Here is a 20,033-nt window from a genome sequence, read left to right as displayed (position 1 = left end):
TAAGGTCCGCTTCGACGCTAGAAACCGCGCGAGACCCCGGCCAGGGCGGTAGCCACCGGCCAACAGGGGGTTAACCCTCTTGGCCCGGTCCACCGCATAGGAGGACATTCAAGAGGTGGATCGCATCACGGTGGTACTCGCCGACGACAACCTGATCGTCCGTGAGGGCGTGCGCGCGCTGTTGAGCCGGGACCTCGCCCTGGAGGTGGTCGGCGTGGCCGCCGACTACGACGAGCTGGTCGCCCGGGCCGAGGAGTTGCGGCCCCAGGTGCTGGTCACCGATATCCGGATGCCGCCGACGTACCAGGACGAGGGCATCGACGCCGCCCGGGAGGTGCGCGGGCGGCTGCCCGGCACGGGCGTGGTGGTGCTCAGCCAGTACGACGACCCCGACTACGCGGTCAAACTGCTCGCCGAGGGCGCCGACGGGTACGCCTACCTGCTCAAGGACCGGGTCGCCGACGCCCGGCTGCTGGGCCGGGCCATCCGCGAGGTGGCGGCGGGCGGTTCCATGATCGACCCGCAGATCGTGCAGGACCTGCTGTCCCCCGCGCGCTCCTCCGAGCTCACCCCTGGCGAGGAGAAGCTGCTCAGGCAGGTCGCCGAGGGCCGCTCGGTGAAGGCCATCGCGGCCGCCGCGCAGGCCAGCCCCGAGTCGGTCAACGCGCTGGTCGAGCAGCTGTTCCTGAAGCTGGCCAGGGGCGCGACCGCCGGTCGCAGGGGCGCGCTGAAGCGGCTGCGCATGCTGCACACGGCGATCCTGCGCCGGGACGAGCAGGGCGAGCGGCTGTCCCGGCTGCTGCCGCACGGCGTGGCCGACAAGCTGCTGGCCGACCGGATGGACCGGACCGAGCGGCTGAACGTGACCGTGCTCATGTCCGACGTGCGCGGCTACTCGGCGATCGCCGAGCACACCGACCCGGCCGTGCTCGCCGGGCAGCTCAACGCGCACCGGCGGGCCATGAACGCGGCCATCCTGAGCGAGGGCGGCACGGTCATGCAGTATGTCGGCGACGCGGTGATGGCCGTGTTCGGCGCGCCCGACCCGCGCCCCGGCCACGCCGGCTCGGCCGTGCTGGCCGCCCGCGCCATGCACCGCCGGCAGCACGCGCTCAACCAGGACTGGTCCGGCGACGGGCACACCCCGTTCCGGCTGGGCATCGGGTTGTGCACCGGCGAGGTGGCCGCGGCCCTGCTCGGCAGCGAGGAACGCGTGGAGTACACGCTCGTCGGCGATACCGTGAACCTCGCCCAGCGCATGCAGGATCTGGCCCGTCCCGCGGGCACCGTGGCGGCGGAGGGCACCGTGACCGCCGCGGACATCCCCTGGCCGTGGACCCCGCTCGGACCGCGCGCCGTCAAAGGCCGATCCACCCCCGTCGTGGCTTTTCACCTCCCGGAGGATTTCTGATGGCAACCGAACTGTCCGTCGACGCTCCCACGCCCGACGGCACGCAAGAGGCTCCTGCCGTACGGATCCGCGGGGCCAGGCGGACCTTCGAGGCCGAGCTGGCGCCGGTCCGGGCGCTGCGCGGCGTCGACTTCGACGTGAGCCGCGGCGAGTTCGTCGCCGTGATGGGCCCGTCGGGATGCGGCAAGTCCACCCTGCTGAACGTGATCGCCGGTCTGGACGGCGTCGACGACGGCACCATCGAGGTCGCGGGCGAGCGGGTGGACGGCAAGGACGAGGACTGGCTGGCCCGGTTCCGGCGGCACCACATCGGCTTCGTGTTCCAGTTCTTCAACCTGCTGGACGGGGTGTCCGCGCTGGACAACCTGGTGCTGCCGGGCGTGCTCGGCGGGATGAAGCGGCGCGCCGCCGAGGCCAGGGCCAGGGACCTGCTCGACCTGCTCGGCCTGGGCGACCGGCTCCAGCAGGTGCCGGCCGTGCTGTCCGGCGGGCAGCGGCAGCGGCTGGCCATCGCCCGGGCGCTGGTCAACCAGCCGAGCCTGCTGCTGGCCGACGAGCCCACCGGCGCCCTGGACTCCGAGGGCGGCCTGGAGGTGCTCGAGCTGTTCCGGCGGCTGCACGAGGACGGGCAGACGATCATCATGGTCACCCACTCCCCCGAGGTGGCGGCCGGCGCGTCCCGCGCGATCCGGATGCGGGACGGCCGGGTGGAGGGATGACCCTGCAGTGGGTGTGGCTCCGCCTGGAGTTACGCCGCCGGTGGCGGTCCCTGGCCGTGCTGGCGCTGCTGATCGCCTTCACCACCGGGACCGTGCTCGCGGCGGTGGCGGGGGCCCGCCGCGGCGCGAGCGCCTTCGACCGGCTGAGCACCGGGGCTCTCCCCGCCGACGTGGTGGTGCTGCCCAACCAGCCGGGCTTCGACTGGGATCGTATCCGCGCGCTGCCCGAGGTGGCGGCCGTGTCGACCTTCGTCGTCGGGGATCTGGCGGTGGAGAGCGCCCGGCCGGACATCTACGCCAACTTCCCGCCCGCGGACGACGAGGTGTTCCGGACGATCGAGAAGCCGGTGCTGCTGGCCGGGCGCATGTTCGATCCGACCCGGGTGGACGAGGTCGTCGTCTCCGCCGGCTACCCCGCCGCGGCCGGGCAGGGCGTCGGCAGCCGGGTGACCTTCCGGCTCGCCAGCCCCGAGCAGGGCGCGATGAGCTTCGATCCGTACGCCAACGGCATGCAGGGGCCCAGGATCGAGGCGCGGGTGGTCGGCGTGATCAAAACGCCCTGGTTCGTCGACCCGGTCGGAGCCGGCGGTTTCATCGTCGCCTCTCCCGCTGTTTTCGCGAAATATCCGGATAACCTGCTGGGGGCCGGGCACGAGAGGTACGTCAACGCGCTGGTCCGCCTGCACGGCGGCGCGGCCACGATTCCCGCCTTCAAGGTGGCCCTGGCCAGGGCCACCGGCAAGCCCAACATCGACGTGTGGCGGCGCTCCGACGAGACCTCGCAGTACAACAAGGTCCTCGCGTTCGAGGCCGCCGCGCTGCTCGCCTTCGGCATCGCCGCCCTGGCCGCCGCGACCGTGCTGGTCGGCCAGTCCGTGGCCCGGTACGCCACCTCCACCGTGACCGAGCTCGACGCGCTGCGCGCGATGGGCCTGACCCGGCGGCAGGCTACCGGCGTCGCCGCCATGGGCCCGTTCCTGGCCGCGATCCCCGGCGCGCTCATCGGGGTCGGCGGCGCGGTGATCGCCTCGGCGTGGCTGCCGATCGGCACGGCCGCGCTGTTCGAGCCGGCGCCGGGCATCGACGTGGACCTGCCGATCCTGCTGTCCGGCGGGCTCGCCGTGATCATCCTGGTCACGGCCGCCGCGGGAACGACCGCCTGGCTCGCGCTCCGCCGGAACCCCGCCCGGCCGCCGTCCCGCTCGATGGTCGCGGTCGCCGCCGCGCGGCTGGGGCTGCCGGTGCCGATCGTGGTCGGCGCCAGGTTCGCGCTGGAGCGCGGGCGCGGCGCGACGGCCGTGCCGGTCCGCCCCGCCCTGCTCGGCGCGGTCACCGGCGTGCTCGGCGTGCTGGCCGCCCTCACCTTCTCCAGCGGCGTCGCCGACGCCGCCGTCAACCCCGCCAGGTACGGCCAGACCTTCCAGGCCTTCGCCTTCTTCGGCCTGAACGGCCAGAGCAGCCCCGCCACTCCCGCGGTGCTGACCGCCATCGCCGCCGACCGGGACGTGGCCGCGCTCACCGAGGCCAAGGTCGGCGTGACCCAGGCGGGCGCCGACATCTCCGTCACCATGTACGGCTACCGCTCCCCCGGCACCCCCGTCGACCAGGTCATCGTGGCCGGTCGCGCGCCTCGCGCCCCCGACGAGACCCTGCTCGGCGTGAGCACCGCCCGGCGGCTCGCAGTGACCGTGGGCTCCACGGTCACCCTTGATGGGCCACGCGGGCGCAAGCCGTACCGGGTGACCGGGATCGGATTCGTGCCGATCGGGTCGCACAACGGCTACGACGACGGCGGCGTGCTCACATTTGATGGTTTCGACCAGATGTTCGACTCCTACAAGTTCCACCTCGCCCTGATCGCCTTCACCCCCGGCGCGGATCAGGACGCCGTCATGGCCCGGCTCCATGCGGCGACCGCCGCCATCCCGGGGGGTGACACGGTCGGCGTCGAGGTCCAGCAGCCGCCGCCCACGCTGGCCGTGATCCAGCGGGTCCAGGTGCTGCCGCTGGTGCTGGGCGGGTTCCTCGCCCAGCTCGCGATCGGCGCGGTCGGGCACGCGCTGGCCACCGCCGTGCGGCGCAGGCGGCACGAGGTCGCCGTGCTGCGCGCGCTCGGCATGACCCGGCCGCAGACCCGGACGGTGGTCATCGCCCAGGCCACGTTGCTCGCCCTGGTCGGCCTGCTGTTCGGCGCGCCGCTGGGGTTCGCGCTCGGCCGGGTGGTCTGGCGGATGGTGGCCGACGCGACCCCGCTCTTCTACCATCCGCCGCTGGCCGTGTGGGCGCTGGTCCTGGTCGGCCCGGCCACCCTGCTGGTCGCCAACCTGCTGGCCACCTGGCCGGGGCATCTGTACACGCGGCTGCGCCCCGCCCACGTGCTGCGGGCGGAGTGAGCCCGGTGACCGCGCTCTGGCTGCGCCTGGAATCGCGAAGGAGATGGCGCGCCCTGGTCGCCCTGGCCCTGCTGGTGGCGATCGCCACGGCGACCGTGCTGGCCGCCGTGGCGGGGGCCCGGCGCGGCGCGTCCGCGCTGGAGCGGCTGCTGGCCGTGACCCTGCCCGCGACGGTCGCCGTGCTGCCCAACGAGCCCGGCTTCGATTGGGACCGGGTCCGGGCTATGCCGGGCGTCGAGGCGGTCGGCACCTTCGTGTCCACCCCCTTCGTCACCGCGGGCAGGATGGCCGATGCTGAGCAGGGGGCGTTCTTCCCGCCCGGGGACCGGGGGCTGGGACAGACGCTGGAGCGCCCGGTGGTGCTGGCGGGGCGCCTCGCCGATCCCGACCGCTTCGACGAGGTGATGGTCACCCCCCGGTACCTCGAGGCGAACGGCAAGGACGTCGGCGACACGATGACCATCGCGCTGCTCACCCCGGAGCAGATGGACCGCGAGGACTCCGCCGCCCTCACGCCGGCCGGCCCGAGGGTCCAGGCCCGTATCGTCGGCGTGGTCCGCTCGTTCTTCAACACCGATTCGGCCGAGGGCGGCACCGGGCTCGTGTTGACCACGCCCGCGTTGTTCGAGCGGTACACCGCGAACTTCATGGGCGCCTCGAACGGCGGTTTCGTCAACGCGGCCGTACGGCTCACCGACGGCGAGGCCGGGCTGCCCGCTTTCGTCAAGGCGCTCGGCCCCGACATCGAGGTGTGGAGCGTCGCCGACGCGGCGATGTTCCACCAGCGGATCGCCGCCTTCGAGAGTGCCGCCCTGCTGGTCTTCGCCCTGGTCGCGCTGATCGCGGCCGTCGTCCTGGTCGGCCAGTCGGTCTCCCGGCTGGTCGCGGCGAGCGGCGCGGACCTCCGTGCCATGCGCGACCTCGGCCTGACTTCCCGTCAGGCGATCGCCGCCGGTTCGGCCGGTCCGCTGCTCGCCGCCGTCGCCGGGGCCTCGCTCGGAGTGGGCGGCGCGGTCGTGGCGTCCTTCTGGCTGCCGATCGGAGCTGCCGCGCTGACCGAACCAGAGCCGGGAATCGATGTGGACTGGCTGGTCCTGGCCCCCGGCTGGGCGGCGGTGGTGACGGCGGTCGCGGTTCGGGCCGCCGCGGCGACCTGGGTGGCGACGGTGCGCGCCCGATCCGGGCGGCAGATGGCCCGCCGGTCGCCGGTCGCGTCGGCCGCCGCCCGGTGGGGGCTGCCGGTTCCGGTCGCGGTCGGCCTGCGGTTCGCGCTGGAGCCCGGCCACGGCCGTCAGGCCGTCCCAGTGCGGCCCGCGCTGCTGGGAGCGGTCGTCGGTGTGCTGGGCGTGCTCGCGGCCTTCACCGTCGCCGACGGGGTGGCGGACGCGATACGCGAACCGGCCAGGTTCGGGCAGACCCACCGGCTCACCCTCTTCTTCGGCTTCAACGGCGAGGGCGCGCCCTCCCGGCCGGTCATCGAGGCCCTGCTGCGCGACCCCGACGTGGCGGGCGTGAACGACGCCAAGGTGGGCGTGGCCGCCTCGGGCGACATGTCGTTCCCGATGTTCACCCTCGATCCGTACGGCCGCTGGCCGGACGTCGCGCTCACCGAGGGCACCGCGCCGCGCGGTCCGGACGAGATCGTGCTGGCCCCGGTCACCGCGACGGACCTGCGCGCCGGGGTGGGCGGTTCGATCCGGCTCACCAGCACGGGGAAGACCGAAGCGTTCCGGGTGACGGGGATCGGCCTGCTGCCCGAAGGCCCGCACAACGGCTACGTCAACGGTGCCTGGGTCGCCCCGGAAGGCTACGCGCGCCTGTTCGCGCCCGGAGAATTCAAGTTCCACCTCGGCCTGGTCGCCCTGCGGCCCGGCGCGGACGCGGTGGCGGCCGGGACGCGGCTGGGCGCCGCCGCCGGGAAGTACGGGGTGACGGCCGAGCCCACGGGGCCGCTGCCGCAGGCGCTCGAACTGCGCAACGTCCGGCTGCTGCCGATCCTGCTGGCCGGGTTCCTCATCCTGCTGGCCGTAGGCGCGGTGGGGCACGTGCTCGCGACGGCCATCCGGCGGAGAAGGCACGAACTGTCCGTGCTGCGCGCGCTTGGCATGACCCGGGGTCAGGCCCGTGGCGTCGTGGTCACCCAGGCGGTCGTGCTGGCGGCCGTCGGCCTGTCGTTCGGCGTCCCGCTGGGGGTGACGCTGGGCCGCACCGTGTGGCGGATCATCGCGGACACCATGCCGCTGCTGTACCAGCCGCCGCTGGCCGTCGTGGCGCTGGTGCTGGTCGTGCCCTTGGCCCTGCTGGTCGTCTGCGCGGCCGCGCTCTGGCCTGCTCGCCAGGCCGCGCGGTTGCGCGTCGGTGTGATTCTTAGAGCGGAGTAGTCGTGTACGGGATGTGGCTCAGGCTGGAGATACGGCGGCGGTGGCGGTCGCTGGTGGTGCTGGCGCTGCTGATCGCGTTCGCGGCCGGGACGGTGCTGGCGGCCGTGGCGGGGGCGCGGCGCGGGGCGACGGCGATCGACCGGCTGGCGGCGGTGACGTTGCCGTTCGACGCGGTCGTGGTGCCGAGCATTCCGGGGTTCGACTGGGAGCGGGTCCGGGCGTTGCCGTCGGTGGCGGCGCTGATGACCTTCCCGCTCACGCCCGCCTATGAGGTCGTGGACCCGCCGGGAGTCCAGCCGGACCTGCCGACAACCGCGGACGCGACCACCTGGAAGACGATCGAGAAGCCGGTCGTGCTGGAGGGACGGATGCCGTCCCCCGGTCGGGCGGACGAAGTGGTGATTCTCCCGAAATTTACGGAAACGTATGGCAAGGCGGTCGGGGATACCGTCACCGTCCGGCTGTCCACGCCCGAAGCGGTCGACGCGGTTCTGAGCGCGGGGCCGACCGGTGATCTGCCCTTCACCGGGCCGATGCTGACCGCGCGGATCGTGGGGGTGATCCGCTCCCCGTGGTTCTCCGACACGATCGAGTCCAAGGGCGAGGTCATCTTCCCGCCCGCCTTTTTCGCGAAATATCAGGACAACGTGGTGGGGACCAAAGGGCTGGGGGTGGTCCAGGCCCTGGTCCGGCTGAAGGGCGGCCCCGCGGCGCTGCCCACGTTCAAGCGCGAGCTGGCGCAGGCCACCGGCCGCTCCAGCATCGACGTCTGGCCCGGCGAGGAGATGAAGCACACCGAGCAGCAGTTCCTGGTCTTCGAGTCGCTGTCGCTGCTCGCCTTCGGCCTGGCCGTGCTGGCGGCGGCGCTGGTCCTGATCGGCCAGTCGGTCACCCGGTACACCGCCGCCACGGCGGCCGACCTGCACCAGCTGCGCGCGGTCGGGATGACCCCCTGGCAGGGTGTCGGCAACGCCTCGCTCGGGCCGGTGCTGGCGGCGACCGTCGGCGCGGTGCTGGGCGTCGGCCTGGCGTACGGGGCCTCGAACTGGATGCCGGCCGGCGCGGCGGCCCTGCTCGAACCGGACCCGGGCCTGGACTTCGACGCGCTGGTCCTGATCCCGGGCGCGCTGGCCGTCCCGGCGGCGGTCGCCCTCGCCGCGGTGCTGTCGGCGTGGGCCGCCCTCGGCCGCCTCGGCTCCCGCCCGTTCCGCCGCTCCGCCGTGGCCGGCCTGGCCGCGCGGGCCAACCTGCCGGTGCCCGCCGTGGTCGGCACCCGCTTCGCGCTGGAACCCGGCCGGGGCCGCGGCGCAGTCCCGGTGCGGCCCGCCCTGCTCGGCACGGTCACCGGGGTGCTCGGCGTGCTGGCCGCCTTCACCTTCTCCAGCGGCGTCACCGACGCCGGCGAGCGCCCGGAACGTTTCGGCCAGACCTTCCAGGCCGGGATCTACCTCGCCCAGAACGGCAAGGTCCCCGCCGACGACGCGGTCCGCCGGGCGCTCGCCCAGCACCCGGACGTGACCGGGGTCACCGGCGACGCGACCGGCGTGGCCCAGTCCGGCAAGACCGCCGTCGCCCTGCACACCTTCGACAAGGGCCCGAAGGCGCTGCCCGTGGTCGTCAGCGAGGGGCGGCTCCCCCGCGACGACCAGGAGGTCATGCTCGCCGTCAACACGGCCAAGACGCTCGGCGCGGACATCGGCGACGAGATCCCGCTGACCGGCGACCCGGACCGGGGCACGTTCCGGGTGAGCGGCATCGGCTTCGTCCCGGAGGGCGCGCACAACAAGTACTTCGACGGCGGCCTGGTGACCCCGGCGGGGTTCGACGCGCTCTTCGACACCTTCAAGTTCCACTCGGTGCTGGTCGCCGTGCGCCCGGGCGTGGATCCGCAGACGCTGATGGAAACGGTCAACAAGGTGCCCGGCGTCGAGTTCGCGATGTACGAGCCGCCCATCCCGCTGATACAGCTGGCCCAGATCAGGGACATGGAGATCCTGCCCGTCCTGCTGGCCGCCTTCCTGGCGCTGCTGGCGGTCGGCGCGGTCGGGCACGTGCTGGCGACCGCCGTACGCCGCCGGAGCCATGAGGTGGCCGTGATGCGCGCGCTCGGCCTGACCCGCCGCCAGGCCCGCTGGATCGTGGTCACCCAGGCGTCGGTGCTGGCCGTGATCGGGCTGCTGTTCGGGGTGCCGCTGGGAGTGGCGCTGGGCCGCACGCTGTGGCGGCTGGTGGCCGACACCTGGCCGTTCGCGTACGTGCCACCGGTGGCGTTCTGGGCACTGCTGCTGGTCGCGCCGGTGTCGCTGGTGATCGCCAACGTGCTGGCCGCCTGGCCGGGCGGGCTGGCCGCGCGGCTGCGGATCAGCCAGGTGCTGAGGGCCGAGTGATGACGGCCACCTGGCTCCGGCTGGAACTGCGCCGCCGCCGGCGGTCGCTGGCGGTGCTCGCGCTGCTCATCGCGCTGGCCGCCGGGACCGTGCTGGCGGCGGTGGCGGGGGCCCGCCGGGCCGCGGACGCGGTGGACCGGCTGTGGGCGCGCACCCTGCCCGCCGACCTGAACGTGCTGCCCAACCAGCCGGGCTTCGACTGGGACAGGATCCGTGCGCTGCCTGAGGTGGAGGCGGTGGGCGTCTACACAGTGGCCGGGTTCTCCGTCGAGGGCGGCGAAGGCTGGTTCGCGCCCATGGACACCGAGTACGGCCGCACGGTGGAGCGCCCGGTCCTGCTGGCCGGGCGGATGTACGACCCCGCCCGCGCCGACGAAGCCGTGATCACGCCGGAGCTGGCCGAACGCACCGGCAAGGGCGTGGGCGACCCGATCGGGGTCCGGCTGTATACGCCGGAGCAGGCGAAGGCCCGCTTCAGCGCCGATGTCGGGCCACCCGCCGGACCCGAGGTGAGCGTGCGGATCGTGGGGATCGTCCGGTCCACCTGGTTCCGCGACGACATCGACAGGCCCGGCTACCTGCATCCTTCCCTGGCGTTCCTGACGGCCCACCGGGCCAGCCTGATGGTGGACGGCAAGTCCTACGCCAACGCCCTGGTCCGGCTGAAGGGCGGCATCGGGGCGCTGCCCGCCTTCCGGGAGAGCCTGGCCGCGGTCTCCGGGCGGCACGACATCGGCATCTGGGACATGGCCCAGTACTACGCCCGGCACGACCGCGAGGTGGCCGCGTTCGGGGCCGCCGCGCTGCTCTCCTTCGGCCTGGCCGCGCTGGCGGCCGCGCTGGTGCTGATCGGGCAGTCCATCGTCCGCTACACCACCGCCACGGTGTCCGACCTGCTGGTGCTCCGGCCGGTCGGGCTCTCCCCGGCGCAGACCGTACGGGCGGCGACCGCGGGACCCGTGGTGGCGGCGCTGGCCGGGGCGGCGGGCGGCTGCGCGGTGGCCTACCTGGCCTCGGCGTGGCTGCCGTTCGGCAGCGCCGCGCGGCGCGAGCCCGAGCCGGGCCCGCACGCGGACCCGCTGGTCCTGCTGGCGGGGGGCGCGGCGATTCCGCTGCTGGTCCTGGTCGGCGCGGCCGTCGCCGCGTTCGCGGCCACCCAGCGACCCGCCCGGCGGAACGGATCCACGGTCGCGAGGTGGGCGGCCAGGTCGGGGCTGCCGGTTCCGGTCGCGGTGGGGTTCAGGTTCGCGCTCGAACCCGGCCGCGGGCGTTCGGCCGTGCCGGTGCGGCCCGCGCTGCTGGGGGCGATCATCGGGGTGCACGGCGTGCTGGCCGCGTTCACCTTCGCGGCGGGGGTGTCCGCCACGGATCCGGCCAAGTTCGGCATGATCCACCAACTGATCGTCCCCGTCGGAGCCGACGATCCAGGTCCGGGAGTGGTCGCGGCGGTCGTGACCGCGCTGCGCGCCGATCCGGCCGTGGCCGGAGTCACCGACGCCCGGCTGGCCGTGGCCGAATCGGGGCATACCTCGGTCACCCTCTACACCCACCAGCCGGACGCGCTGCCGATCGTGCTCCGCGAGGGCAGGACGGTGACCGGCGACGGCGAGGTCGTGCTGGCGCCCAAGAGCGCGCGCGATCTGGGGGTCGGTCCCGGCGACCGGGTCACGCTGACCGGCCAGCGGGGGCGGAGCACGTTCCTGGTCAGCGGGATCGGGTTCGTGCCGGAGGCGTCGCACAACGACTACGCGACCGGGGGCTGGGTGAGCGACCCGGCGTACGAGCGGCTGTTCGAGATCTCGAAGGATCGGGGGATCCTGGTCGGGCTGCGGGCGGGGGTGGACGCGCACGCCGCGGCGGCCGGGCTGACCGCCGCGGCTTCGGCGGCGGCCGGGATGAAGGTTCCGCTGGTCCCCCAGGATCCGCCGTTCCAGCTCGCCGAGATCAAGGAGAACGCGGCGCTGCCGCACTACCTGGGCGCGTTCCTGGCCGTGCTGGGGGTGAGCGCGGTCGGGCACGCGCTGGCCACGGCGGTGCGCCACCGCCGCCACGACGTGGCGGTGATGCGCTCGCTCGGGCTGACCCGGCGCCAGGCCCGCGGGATCGTCGCCACCCAGGCGAGCGTGCTCGCCGTGATCGGGCTGCTGGCCGGGGTGCCCCTGGGCGTGGCCTTCGGGCGGGTGCTGTGGCGTATCGTCGCCGACACCACCCCGTTGCTCTACCAGCCGCCGGTCGCGGTCTGGGCCCTGATCCTGATCGGCCCCGCCGTCCTGTTCATCGCCAACCTGCTGGCCGCCTGGCCGGGGCATCTCGCAGCCAGGCTCAGGGTCGGCCACGTCCTGCGAGCGGAGTGATCCAGATGACCCGTGCTCTCGCGCTCTGGCTGGGCGGCGCGGCGGCGCTGACCGCGCTGGGCGTCGGCCTCTGGGACGGCACCAACCTGGCCAGCGCCGTCGTGGCGGCCGGCTGGGCGGTCACCGCCGCGGGCTGCCACCTGGTCGGACGCCCGGCCGTGGCCCGGTGGGCGATCCTGGTGGCCGTCCTGCAGTCGGCCGCCGCCATCTGGACCGCCGCCGTACCGGTGGCCATGGCGGGCTGGCTCGCGTTCGCCCTCGCCCTCCCCGACGGGGAGCTGCGCAGCGTCCCGCGCCGCGCCATCGCCGCCGTCGCCGCCGTGCTGGGCGCCGGCCTGGCCGTCCTGAGCGGCCCGCCCAGCCTGTACGGCCTGGCCGCCGTGCTGGCCGCGGGAACCGGAGCCACCGGCATCATCCTGCGCTGCGGCCAGGCCTCGCCCCGGCAGCGGGCGGCCCTGCAGTGGACGGGCGCGGGCCTGCTGCTCGCCGGTTCCGCGGGGGCCACCCTGATCGGCCTCTACCTGCTGCTCGGCGTGCCGGCCAACCCGCTCACCTGGCTGGTCGTGGCGCTGGTCGTGGTCCCGGTGGGCGCCCTGCTCGGGCACGTGCCCGCCACCGCCCACGTCGGCGACAAGGCTCTGCTCGAAGCGGTCGTCGCGGCCGGTTTCACCGTCATGATCGCCAGCGTGTACCTGGTGGTGGTGCTCGGCCTGGGCCGCCTCCCCGAGGACACCGAACGCGACCTGCTGGTCTCCAGCATGGCCGCCGCGCTGGTCGTGGCCGTGCTCGCCTTCCCGCTCCGGGTCCGGCTGCTGGCCACCGCCCGCGCCATCACCGGGCGGGCCGGGGTGCCGCCGGAGGAGGTGCTGGCCACGTTCGGCGCCCGGATGAGCCGCGCCGTCCCGTTCGACGAGCTGCTGCTCCAGCTGGCCGAGTCGCTCAAGGCGGCGATGGCGCCCGCCGGGGCGGAGATCTGGGTGGGCTCCGACGGCGTGCTGCACCGCACGCTCAGCGTGCCCGATCTGCCCACCGCCCGGCTGGAGCTCAACGAGCGGGAGCGGATCGTGGTGGGCAGGACCCGGGTCGGGGGCGCGTCCTGGCTGGCCGTCTGGATGCCGGGGCTGCTCAGCGACGACGGCGGCCCGATCCGGGTGGCCCCCGCCGCGCATCTCGGCGAGCTGCTCGGCCTGATCGTGGTCCGCCGCCCGGTGGACGCGCCGCCGTTCTCCGAAGCCGACGACCAGGTGCTGGTCCAGCTCGGCCGCCAGGTCGGCCTGGCCTTGCACAACATGCGCCTGGACTCGGCCCTGCAGGCCTCGCTGGACGAGCTGCGCCGCCGCAACGAGGAGCTCCAGGCCTCCCGCCTGCGCATCGTCACCGCCGCCGACGCCGCCCGCCGCGCCATCGAGCGCGACCTGCACGACGGCGCCCAGCAGCATCTGGTGGCGCTGTCGGTGAAGCTCAGCCTGGCCGGGGAGATCATCGCCGAGGAACCGGGTGCCACCGAGAACCTGTTCGACGAGCTGCGCGCCGACGTGCAGGGCACGATCGCGGCCCTCCGCGAGCTGGCCCACGGCGTCTACCCGCCGCTGCTGCGCAACCACGGCCTGGACCACGCCCTGCGCTCGGCCGCCCGCCGCTCCCCGCTGCCCTGCTCGGTGAGCGTGGACCTGCCCCGCCGCTACTCCGAGGAGATCGAGGCGGCTGTCTACTTCTGCTGCCTGGAGGCCATCCAGAACGCGGGCAAGCACGCCGGCGCGGACGCCGCCATCACCGTGGACCTGGCGGCCACCGACGCGCTGCTCCGCTTCGAGGTCGGCGACGACGGCACCGGCTTCGCCGTCGGCGACGCCGGGCACGGGTTCGTCAACATGCGGGACCGGCTGGGCGCGATCGGCGGCACCCTCACGGTGGAGTCCGAACTCGGGGCGGGCACCCGGATCCGCGGCGAGATTCCCGTCGAAACGAACGTTTGACCTGCTACGCCGCGTGAATGGAAGAGATCATGAGTGAGTACGACGCGATCGTCGTGGGTTCCGGTCCGAACGGCCTGGTGGCGGCGCTGACCATGGCCGAGGCGGGCCGCCGGGTGCTGCTGCTGGAGGGGGCGGAGCGTTTCGGCGGCGGCCTGCGCAGCGCGGAGCTGACGCTGCCCGGCTTCACGCACGACGTGTGCGCGACCGTGCTGGCGCTGTCGCTCGCCTCGCGCGCGTTCCGGGATCGGCTGCCCGATCTGGGGGTGGAGTTCGCCCAGCCGGAGGTCCCGGCCGCGCACCCGCTCGACGACGGGCCCGCCGTGCTGATCCACCGCGACCCGGCCGCGACGGCCGCCGGTCTCGGCCGGGACGGGCGCGCCTGGCAGGCCTCCATCGGCGCGACCGCCCGGGCGGGCTTCCCGCTGGTGGACACGCTGCTGTCGCCGCTCGGCCTGCCCAGGGCGCCGCTGGCCGCCGCCCGTTACGGCGCGCTCGGCGCGCTTCCGGCCACCATCCTGGCCCGGTCCCTGTTCCGTACGGCTCCCGCCCGCGCCGCGTTCGCCGGGATGGCGGCGCACTCGATGCTCGACCTGCGCGCCCCCATCACCGGCGGCTACGGGATGATGCTGGCCTCGCTGGCCCATTCGGTCGGCTGGCCGGTGGTCAGGGGCGGCTCCCAGGTGCTGGCCGACCTGCTGGTCGAACGGCTGCGCAAGCTGGGCGCGGAGACCGTCTCGGGGCAGCGCGTCACCTCGCTCCGCGAGCTTCCCCCGGCCGGGACGGTCCTCCTCGACCTGCCGCCCCGCCGGTTCCTCCAGCTCGCGGACCTCCCGCCCGGGTACGCGCGCCGCCTCGGCCGCTTCCGCCACGGCCCCGGCGTCTTCAAGATCGACTGGGCGCTGGACGGGCCGGTCCCGTGGCGCGATCCCGAGATCTCCCGCGCCGGCACCGTCCACCTCGGCGGCACCCTGGAGGAGATCACCGCCAGCGAGACCGCCGTGGCGCAGGGCCGCCCCGCCGTCAGCCCGTACGTTCTGGTCGTCCAGGCCGGCGTCGCCGACCCGACCCGGGCGCCTGCGGGGAAGCAGACCCTCTGGGCGTACTGCCATGTGCCCAATGGCTCGGACTACGACATGGCCCCGCACATCGAAGCGCAACTAGAGCGTTTCGCCCCGGGATTCCGCGATCGTGTGCTCGCCCGGCACGTCATGCCGCCCGCCGCGATGCAGTCCCACAACCCCAATTACATCGGCGGCGACATCGGCGGCGGCGCCGCCGACCTCGGGCAGTTCTTCGGACGCCCCCTGTACAGCCTCAAACCCTGGCGTACCCCGCTCAAGGGTGTCTACCTCTGCTCGGCCAGCACCCCGCCCGGCGCGGGCGTGCACGGCATGAGCGGCCACCACGCCGCGCGCCTGGCCCTCAAAGACCTCAGATCGGGACGAGCTCGCGGAGCCGGGCGGGCGTGAGGTTCTCCTTGCGGATGTAGCCGGTGGCCCCGCAGGTGTGCGCGTCGGGGGGAAGGTCCTCCGCCGCGTACGTGGAGACCAGCACGACGGCGGTGTCCGGATGGCTGGCGAGGATACGGCGGGTGGCCTCGATGCCGTTGATGCCGGGCAGGTTGATGTCCATCAGGATCACGGTGGGGCGGGTGCGGTCGGCCTCGGCGAGGGCGTCCTCGCCTGAGACGGCTTCGGCGATCACCCGCCACCCGGCGACCAGGGCGACGAGCCGGCGTGCGGCTGCTCGAAACGGTCCCTGGTCGTCGACTATCAGTACGTTCACTCGCACTTCGACGGGCCCCATGTTTCCCAGCCTGCCCCATCGGGCCCGGCCTGGTGAGGGTGTTATCCCCCCTGTTCGGCGAGGTAGAGCAGCACGGCGAGGACCCGGCGGTTGACCTCGGGGGTGGATTCGAGGCCGAGTTTGGCGAACAGCACGCTGATGTGCTTCTCCACCGACTTCTCGCTCAGGTAGAGGGTCTCCCCCACGGCGGCGTTGCTCTTCCCCTGGGCGATCTGGGCGAGCACGTCGCGTTCCCTGGGGGTCAGCGTGGCCAGCGGCGAGGCCCGGCGTTTCATCGAGTCGGCGAGGATGCCCTCGACCACGATCGGGTCGATGATCGAACCGCCGCGCGCCACGGCGCGCACCGCCTCGACCAGCTGGCCGGGTTCGCCGACCCGTTCCTTGAGCAGGTAGGCGCGGCCCGCGCTGCCCCCCGCCAGCAACATCGTGGCGTAGGAGGGCTCGGCGTACTGCGAGAGCACCACGACGCCGGTGGCCGGGCGGCTGGCGCGCAGCTTGGTGGCGGCCTGGATGCCCTCGTCGGAGGAGGTCGGGGGCATCCGCACGTCGGTGACGACCACGTCGGGCTGGTGGGTCTCGACGGCCGCGAGCAACTCGGGCAGGTCGGCGCAGGCGGCCACCACCTGGAGCTCCGGATCGCGGGACAGCACGCGCTCGACGCCCTCCCGGATCAGCAGCGAGTCTTCCGCGATCACTACCCGCAACATCACGCGCCGCAGCTTACACCTGGTGGCCTTACCCCAGTTCGGCGGCGATGGCCGCGGCGAAGGCGTCCACGTCCGCCTCGGTGAGGTCGAAGGCGCACATCCAGCGGACCTCGCCGAGGTCGGCGTTCCAGGTGTAGAAGCGGAAGCGCTCGCGCAGCCGGTCGGCCGCGGCGGCGGGCAGCCGGGCGAAGACCGCGTTGGCCTGCACGGGCCGGGTGATCTCGACCCCGTCGATGTCCTGCACGGCCGCCGCCAGCCGCCTGGCCATCGCGTTGGCCTGGCGGGCGTTGCGCAGCCACAGGTCGCCCGCCAGCAGCGCCTCGAACTGCACGGAGACGAAGCGCATCTTGGAGGCCAGCTGCATGCTCGTCTTGCGCAGGTACGGCAGCCCGCGCGCGGCCGCCGGATTGAGCACGACCACGGCCTCGCCGAGCATCAGGCCGATCTTGGTGCCGCCGAAGGAGAGCACGTCCACGCCCGCGTCCGTGGTGAGCGCCCGCAGCGGCACGTCGAGGGCGGCGGCCGCGTTGGTGATCCTGGCGCCGTCCATGTGCACGAGCAGGCCCAGCTCGTGCGCGTGCGCGCAGACGGACTTGATCTCGTCGACGGTGTAGAGGGTGCCGAGCTCGGTGGCGTTGGACAGCGAGACGACCCGGGGCTGGGCCCGGTGCACGTCGCCGAAGCCCCACGCCTGCCGGTCGATGAGGGCGGGCGTGAGCTTGCCGTCGGGGGTGGCCACGGGCAGCATCTTGAGCCCGGCGACCACCTCGGGGGCCCCGCCCTCGTCGGTGTTGATGTGGGCGCTCTCGGCGCAGATGACCGCCTCCCAGGGCGCGCACATGGCGCGCAGCGAGACCACGTTCGCGGCCGTGCCGTTGAACACCGGCCAGGTCCTGGCCTGCTCGCCGAAGTGCGCCTGGAAGATCTCCTGGAGCGCCTCGGTGTAGACGTCGTCGCCGTAGGCGACCTGGTGGCCGCCGTTGGCGAGCGCGATGGCGGCCAGGATCTCCGGGTGCACGCCGGCGTAGTTGTCGCTGGCGAAGCTCGTCACGGCCGGGTCGTGCCGCCGGATCGGGTGGCTGGGCACGTGCGTCATCCCGTCAGGTCGATGCGGCGGCCGTTCACCTCGGCGGCCGGCGTGTCCCACAGGTCGGTGAGGGCGGCGGCGAGGTCGGCCACGTCGGTGAAGCCCTTGAACTGCTTGCCGGGGGCGGCGGCGCGCATCGCGTCGTGCACGAGCGCCGTCACGACCAGGATCGCCGCGGCCGAATCGGTGCCCTTGAGCGCGTCGGCGAAGGCCAGCGTCCACGCCTCGGCGGCGGCCTTGGCGGCGGCGTAGGCGGCGTTGCCCTGGGTGGGGTGCTGGGCGGCCTTGGCGGAGACGATCGCGAACCGGCCGTCGGCGGAGGCCCGCAGCAGCGGTTCGAAGGCCAGCGTCACGTGCTGCAGCGTGCGGATCAGCAGGTCGTGCAGGAGTGCCCAGTCCGCGAGCGAGGTCTCGGCGAAGCTCGCCGACCCGCGCCAGCCGCCGACCAGGTGGATGATCCCGTCCACCCGGCCGTGCTCGTCCTTGATCCGCTCAGCCAGGTCCTGTACGGCCCGCGGATCCAGCAGGTCCACCGGCAGCGACCCGTCGGCGCCGGACTTGTCGACGCCGATGACGGTGTCACCGAGCCCGGCGAACCGGCGCACGACGGCCTGCCCGGCCGGACCGCCCGCCCCGGCGATGAGAATGATCCGCGACATCAGCGCACACCCTTCGTGGATTCGACGACATCGGTGAGCTTACGGCGGAGCGCCTCGTAGAACATGCTCAGCGGGAACTCGTCCGGCAGGACCGCGTCCACCATCGCCTTCTGCTCCTCCGGCAGGTCCCGGGCGGCCCACTTGGACGCCGGGTGCGGCGCCACGTAGGCGGCGACCAGGTCGTGCGCGGCCAGCCAGTGCGCCAGCTTGGCGCGGTCGATCCCGTCCCGGTACAGCTTCTCGACCTGGCCGCGCAGGTCGGCGACGCCCGCGGCGACCCTGGGCCAGTCGACGCTGAGCCGGTTGTCGGTCCACCGCACGATGCCGTTGCGATGCAGGTACGCGAAGAGCAGCTGCCCGCCGAGACCGTCGTAGTTGCGCACCCGATCCCCCGTGATCGGGAACCGGAACAGCCGGTCGAACAGGATCGCGTACTGGACATACCGCGCCTGCGGCACGCCTTCGTCCTCCAGCCGCACGGCCTCGCCGAACGCGGTGAGGTCGCAGCGCAGCTCCTCCAGCGAGTAGAGCCAGTAGGGCATCCGCTGCTTGATCATGAAGGGGTCGAACGGCAGGTCCCCGTGGGAGTGCGTCCGGTCGTGGATCAGGTCCCACAGCACGAACGCGTCCTGGGCCAGCTCCCGGGAGGCGACCAGCCGGGCCGCGTCCGCGGGCAGGGCCAGTTTCAGCGTCTCGGCCGCGGCCGTGGTGACGGCCCGGAACCTGGCCGCCTCGCGGTCGCAGAAGATGCCGCCCCAGGTGAACCGGGCGGGGGTCTCGCGGACGGCGACCGTCTCGGGGAACAGCACGGCCGAGTTGGTGTCGTAGCCGGAGGTGAAGTCCACGAACGTGATCGGCACGAACATCGGGTTGTCGTAGCGCCCGGCTTCGACCCGGGCCAGCCAGTCCGGCCAGACCGTCTTGATCCAGACGGCCTCCAGGTTGCGGCTGGGGTTGCCGTTCTGGGTGTACATCGGGAAGACGACCAGGTGTTCCAGGCCGTCCTGCCGCTGCTCGTCGGGGTGGAAGGCGTTCAGCGAGTCCAGGAAGTCGGGCACGCCCAGCCCGTTGTCCGCCCATTTGGCGAGATCGGCCACCACGGCGTCCAGGTAGGCGGCGTCGTGGGGGAAACGCGGCGCAAGCCGTACGACATGGTCGGAAATTTCCGACACGAGGGTGGCGGCACGGGCTTTGTCCTCGAGGATCGAGCCGTCCTTGGCCTGGAGGGGGCGCAGCTGCTCCACGGCCACCTTCAGCTCGGCGAACTCGGCGGGGACCGGGTCGGCCGGACGCGCGGTGGAGGGGACCCGCGCCGCCCAGGTGACCAGGTTGGCCCAGAGCCGGGCGTGGTCGAGCTCACCGATGGAATCGTCGCCGAACAGGTCGGAGTCGGCCACCACGACGACCCGGCCCGCGCCCAGGCGCGCGGCCACGACCAGCGGTTCCCCCGCCGGATCGGCGTCGGCGGAGGTCCGGAACAGCACGTCCCCCGCCCCGGTCAGCACCCCGGCGCGATAGAAACACGCCCGCCCCGCTCCCGCGAGCAGATCCACCCCGTCCACCTCGCCCGCGCCGGGCACGCCCCGGATCCAGGCGGCCACCTGGTTGTGGCTGTTGCGCGGATCCTGGACGGTCACGTGGGCGACCCCGACGCCGAACCTGGCCAGCAGGTCGGTGAGATTGCTGCCGTACTTCTCCTGCTCGTGCTCGGCCAGCACCACCAGGCCGCCCCCGGCCCGCACGTACTCCTCGACGGCGTCGAGCTCCTCCACGGGGAAGACGGGGCTGCCGAGGCCGGTGGTGCGCTCCCAGCGGTCCGCGGCCGGGTGGGCGATCACGAACACGTCCTGCCCGGCCAGCGCCGAGGCCGTCAGCGGTCCCTCGGTGAACGCGGCCACCTGGTATCCCAGCCTGCGCAGGAGCTCGGCCGCCCGGGTGTACCCGTTGTCGTCGGGATGCCCCGGGTTCATGGCCTCTGCCCGTTCCCTGCGGATCGTCCAGGCCTCGCTGTGCGCCTCGTCGAACAACACGCGCGGGAAGGCAGTCATGAAATATCTCCTGTCCGATACGCCATATGACGGAAAATATACACAACAACCTCCATAGAACGACAAGTCGCCCTCACGGGGGACGGCGTATCACCCGTATGGCGG

General features: G+C 73.5%; 13 protein-coding genes. 8 read left to right on the top strand and 5 right to left on the bottom strand.

Going from position 1 to position 20,033, the window contains the following annotated elements; all coding sequences use genetic code 11:
* Positions 1-115: 115 nt before the first annotated feature.
* From ABGB08_RS22325 to ABGB08_RS22290, 8 genes are read left to right on the top strand one after another with little or no spacing between them, the layout of a single operon-like run.
* On the top strand, positions 116-1,411 hold the full coding sequence (locus ABGB08_RS22325; protein WP_347593241.1) for an adenylate/guanylate cyclase domain-containing protein: 1,296 nt from the start codon (positions 116-118) through the stop codon (positions 1,409-1,411).
* On the top strand, positions 1,411-2,130 hold the full coding sequence (locus ABGB08_RS22320; protein ID WP_155356067.1) for an ABC transporter ATP-binding protein: 720 nt from the start codon (positions 1,411-1,413) through the stop codon (positions 2,128-2,130). The genes ABGB08_RS22325 and ABGB08_RS22320 overlap by 1 nt, the downstream gene beginning before the upstream one ends.
* Entirely contained in the window at positions 2,127-4,523 is a 2,397-nt protein-coding gene (locus ABGB08_RS22315; RefSeq protein WP_347593239.1) for an FtsX-like permease family protein, read from the top strand. Before ABGB08_RS22320 ends, ABGB08_RS22315 begins: the two co-directional genes overlap by 4 nt.
* Before the next feature lie 5 nt (positions 4,524-4,528).
* On the top strand, positions 4,529-6,904 hold the full coding sequence (locus ABGB08_RS22310; RefSeq protein ID WP_347593237.1) for an FtsX-like permease family protein: 2,376 nt from the start codon (positions 4,529-4,531) through the stop codon (positions 6,902-6,904).
* An 11-nt stretch (positions 6,905-6,915) separates the two neighbouring features.
* Positions 6,916-9,291, top strand: coding sequence for an FtsX-like permease family protein (locus ABGB08_RS22305; protein WP_347593423.1), 2,376 nt, complete (start codon positions 6,916-6,918; stop codon positions 9,289-9,291).
* Positions 9,291-11,645, top strand: coding sequence for an ABC transporter permease (locus ABGB08_RS22300; protein ID WP_347593235.1), 2,355 nt, complete (start codon positions 9,291-9,293; stop codon positions 11,643-11,645). Before ABGB08_RS22305 ends, ABGB08_RS22300 begins: the two co-directional genes overlap by 1 nt.
* A 5-nt stretch (positions 11,646-11,650) precedes the next feature.
* Positions 11,651-13,621: a histidine kinase gene (locus tag ABGB08_RS22295; RefSeq protein WP_347593233.1), complete on the top strand. Its 1,971-nt coding sequence runs from the start codon at positions 11,651-11,653 to the stop codon at positions 13,619-13,621.
* Between the two features lie 29 nt (positions 13,622-13,650).
* The gene (locus ABGB08_RS22290; protein ID WP_347593231.1) at positions 13,651-15,090 is read left to right on the top strand and encodes an NAD(P)/FAD-dependent oxidoreductase; all 1,440 of its coding nucleotides are present in this window, start codon (positions 13,651-13,653) and stop codon (positions 15,088-15,090) included.
* On the opposite strand, the gene ABGB08_RS22285 is transcribed toward ABGB08_RS22290, so the two are convergent.
* From ABGB08_RS22285 to ABGB08_RS22265, 5 genes are read right to left on the bottom strand one after another with little or no spacing between them, the layout of a single operon-like run.
* Positions 15,053-15,427, bottom strand: coding sequence for a response regulator transcription factor (locus ABGB08_RS22285; RefSeq protein WP_155356073.1), 375 nt, complete (start codon positions 15,425-15,427; stop codon positions 15,053-15,055). The two genes, ABGB08_RS22290 and ABGB08_RS22285, sit on opposite strands and share 38 nt — an antisense overlap.
* Positions 15,428-15,468: 41 nt before the next feature.
* Positions 15,469-16,134, bottom strand: a complete 666-nt coding sequence (locus tag ABGB08_RS22280) for a response regulator transcription factor (protein WP_347593421.1) — start codon at positions 16,132-16,134, stop codon at positions 15,469-15,471.
* Positions 16,135-16,162: 28 nt separating this feature from the next.
* On the bottom strand, positions 16,163-17,230 hold the full coding sequence (locus ABGB08_RS22275; protein ID WP_347593229.1) for a low specificity L-threonine aldolase: 1,068 nt from the start codon (positions 17,228-17,230) through the stop codon (positions 16,163-16,165).
* Positions 17,227-17,880, bottom strand: a complete 654-nt coding sequence (locus ABGB08_RS22270; RefSeq protein ID WP_347593227.1) for an SDR family NAD(P)-dependent oxidoreductase — start codon at positions 17,878-17,880, stop codon at positions 17,227-17,229. The genes ABGB08_RS22275 and ABGB08_RS22270 overlap by 4 nt, the downstream gene beginning before the upstream one ends.
* Positions 17,880-19,928: a DUF6421 family protein gene (locus tag ABGB08_RS22265; protein ID WP_347593225.1), complete on the bottom strand. Its 2,049-nt coding sequence runs from the start codon at positions 19,926-19,928 to the stop codon at positions 17,880-17,882. The genes ABGB08_RS22270 and ABGB08_RS22265 overlap by 1 nt, the downstream gene beginning before the upstream one ends.
* Between the last annotated feature and the right edge of the window lie 105 nt (positions 19,929-20,033).

Source organism: Acrocarpospora sp. B8E8 (genome assembly GCF_039871605.1).
Classification (GTDB): domain Bacteria; phylum Actinomycetota; class Actinomycetes; order Streptosporangiales; family Streptosporangiaceae; genus Acrocarpospora; species Acrocarpospora macrocephala.
This window is presented reverse-complemented; position numbering and strand designations above follow the sequence as displayed.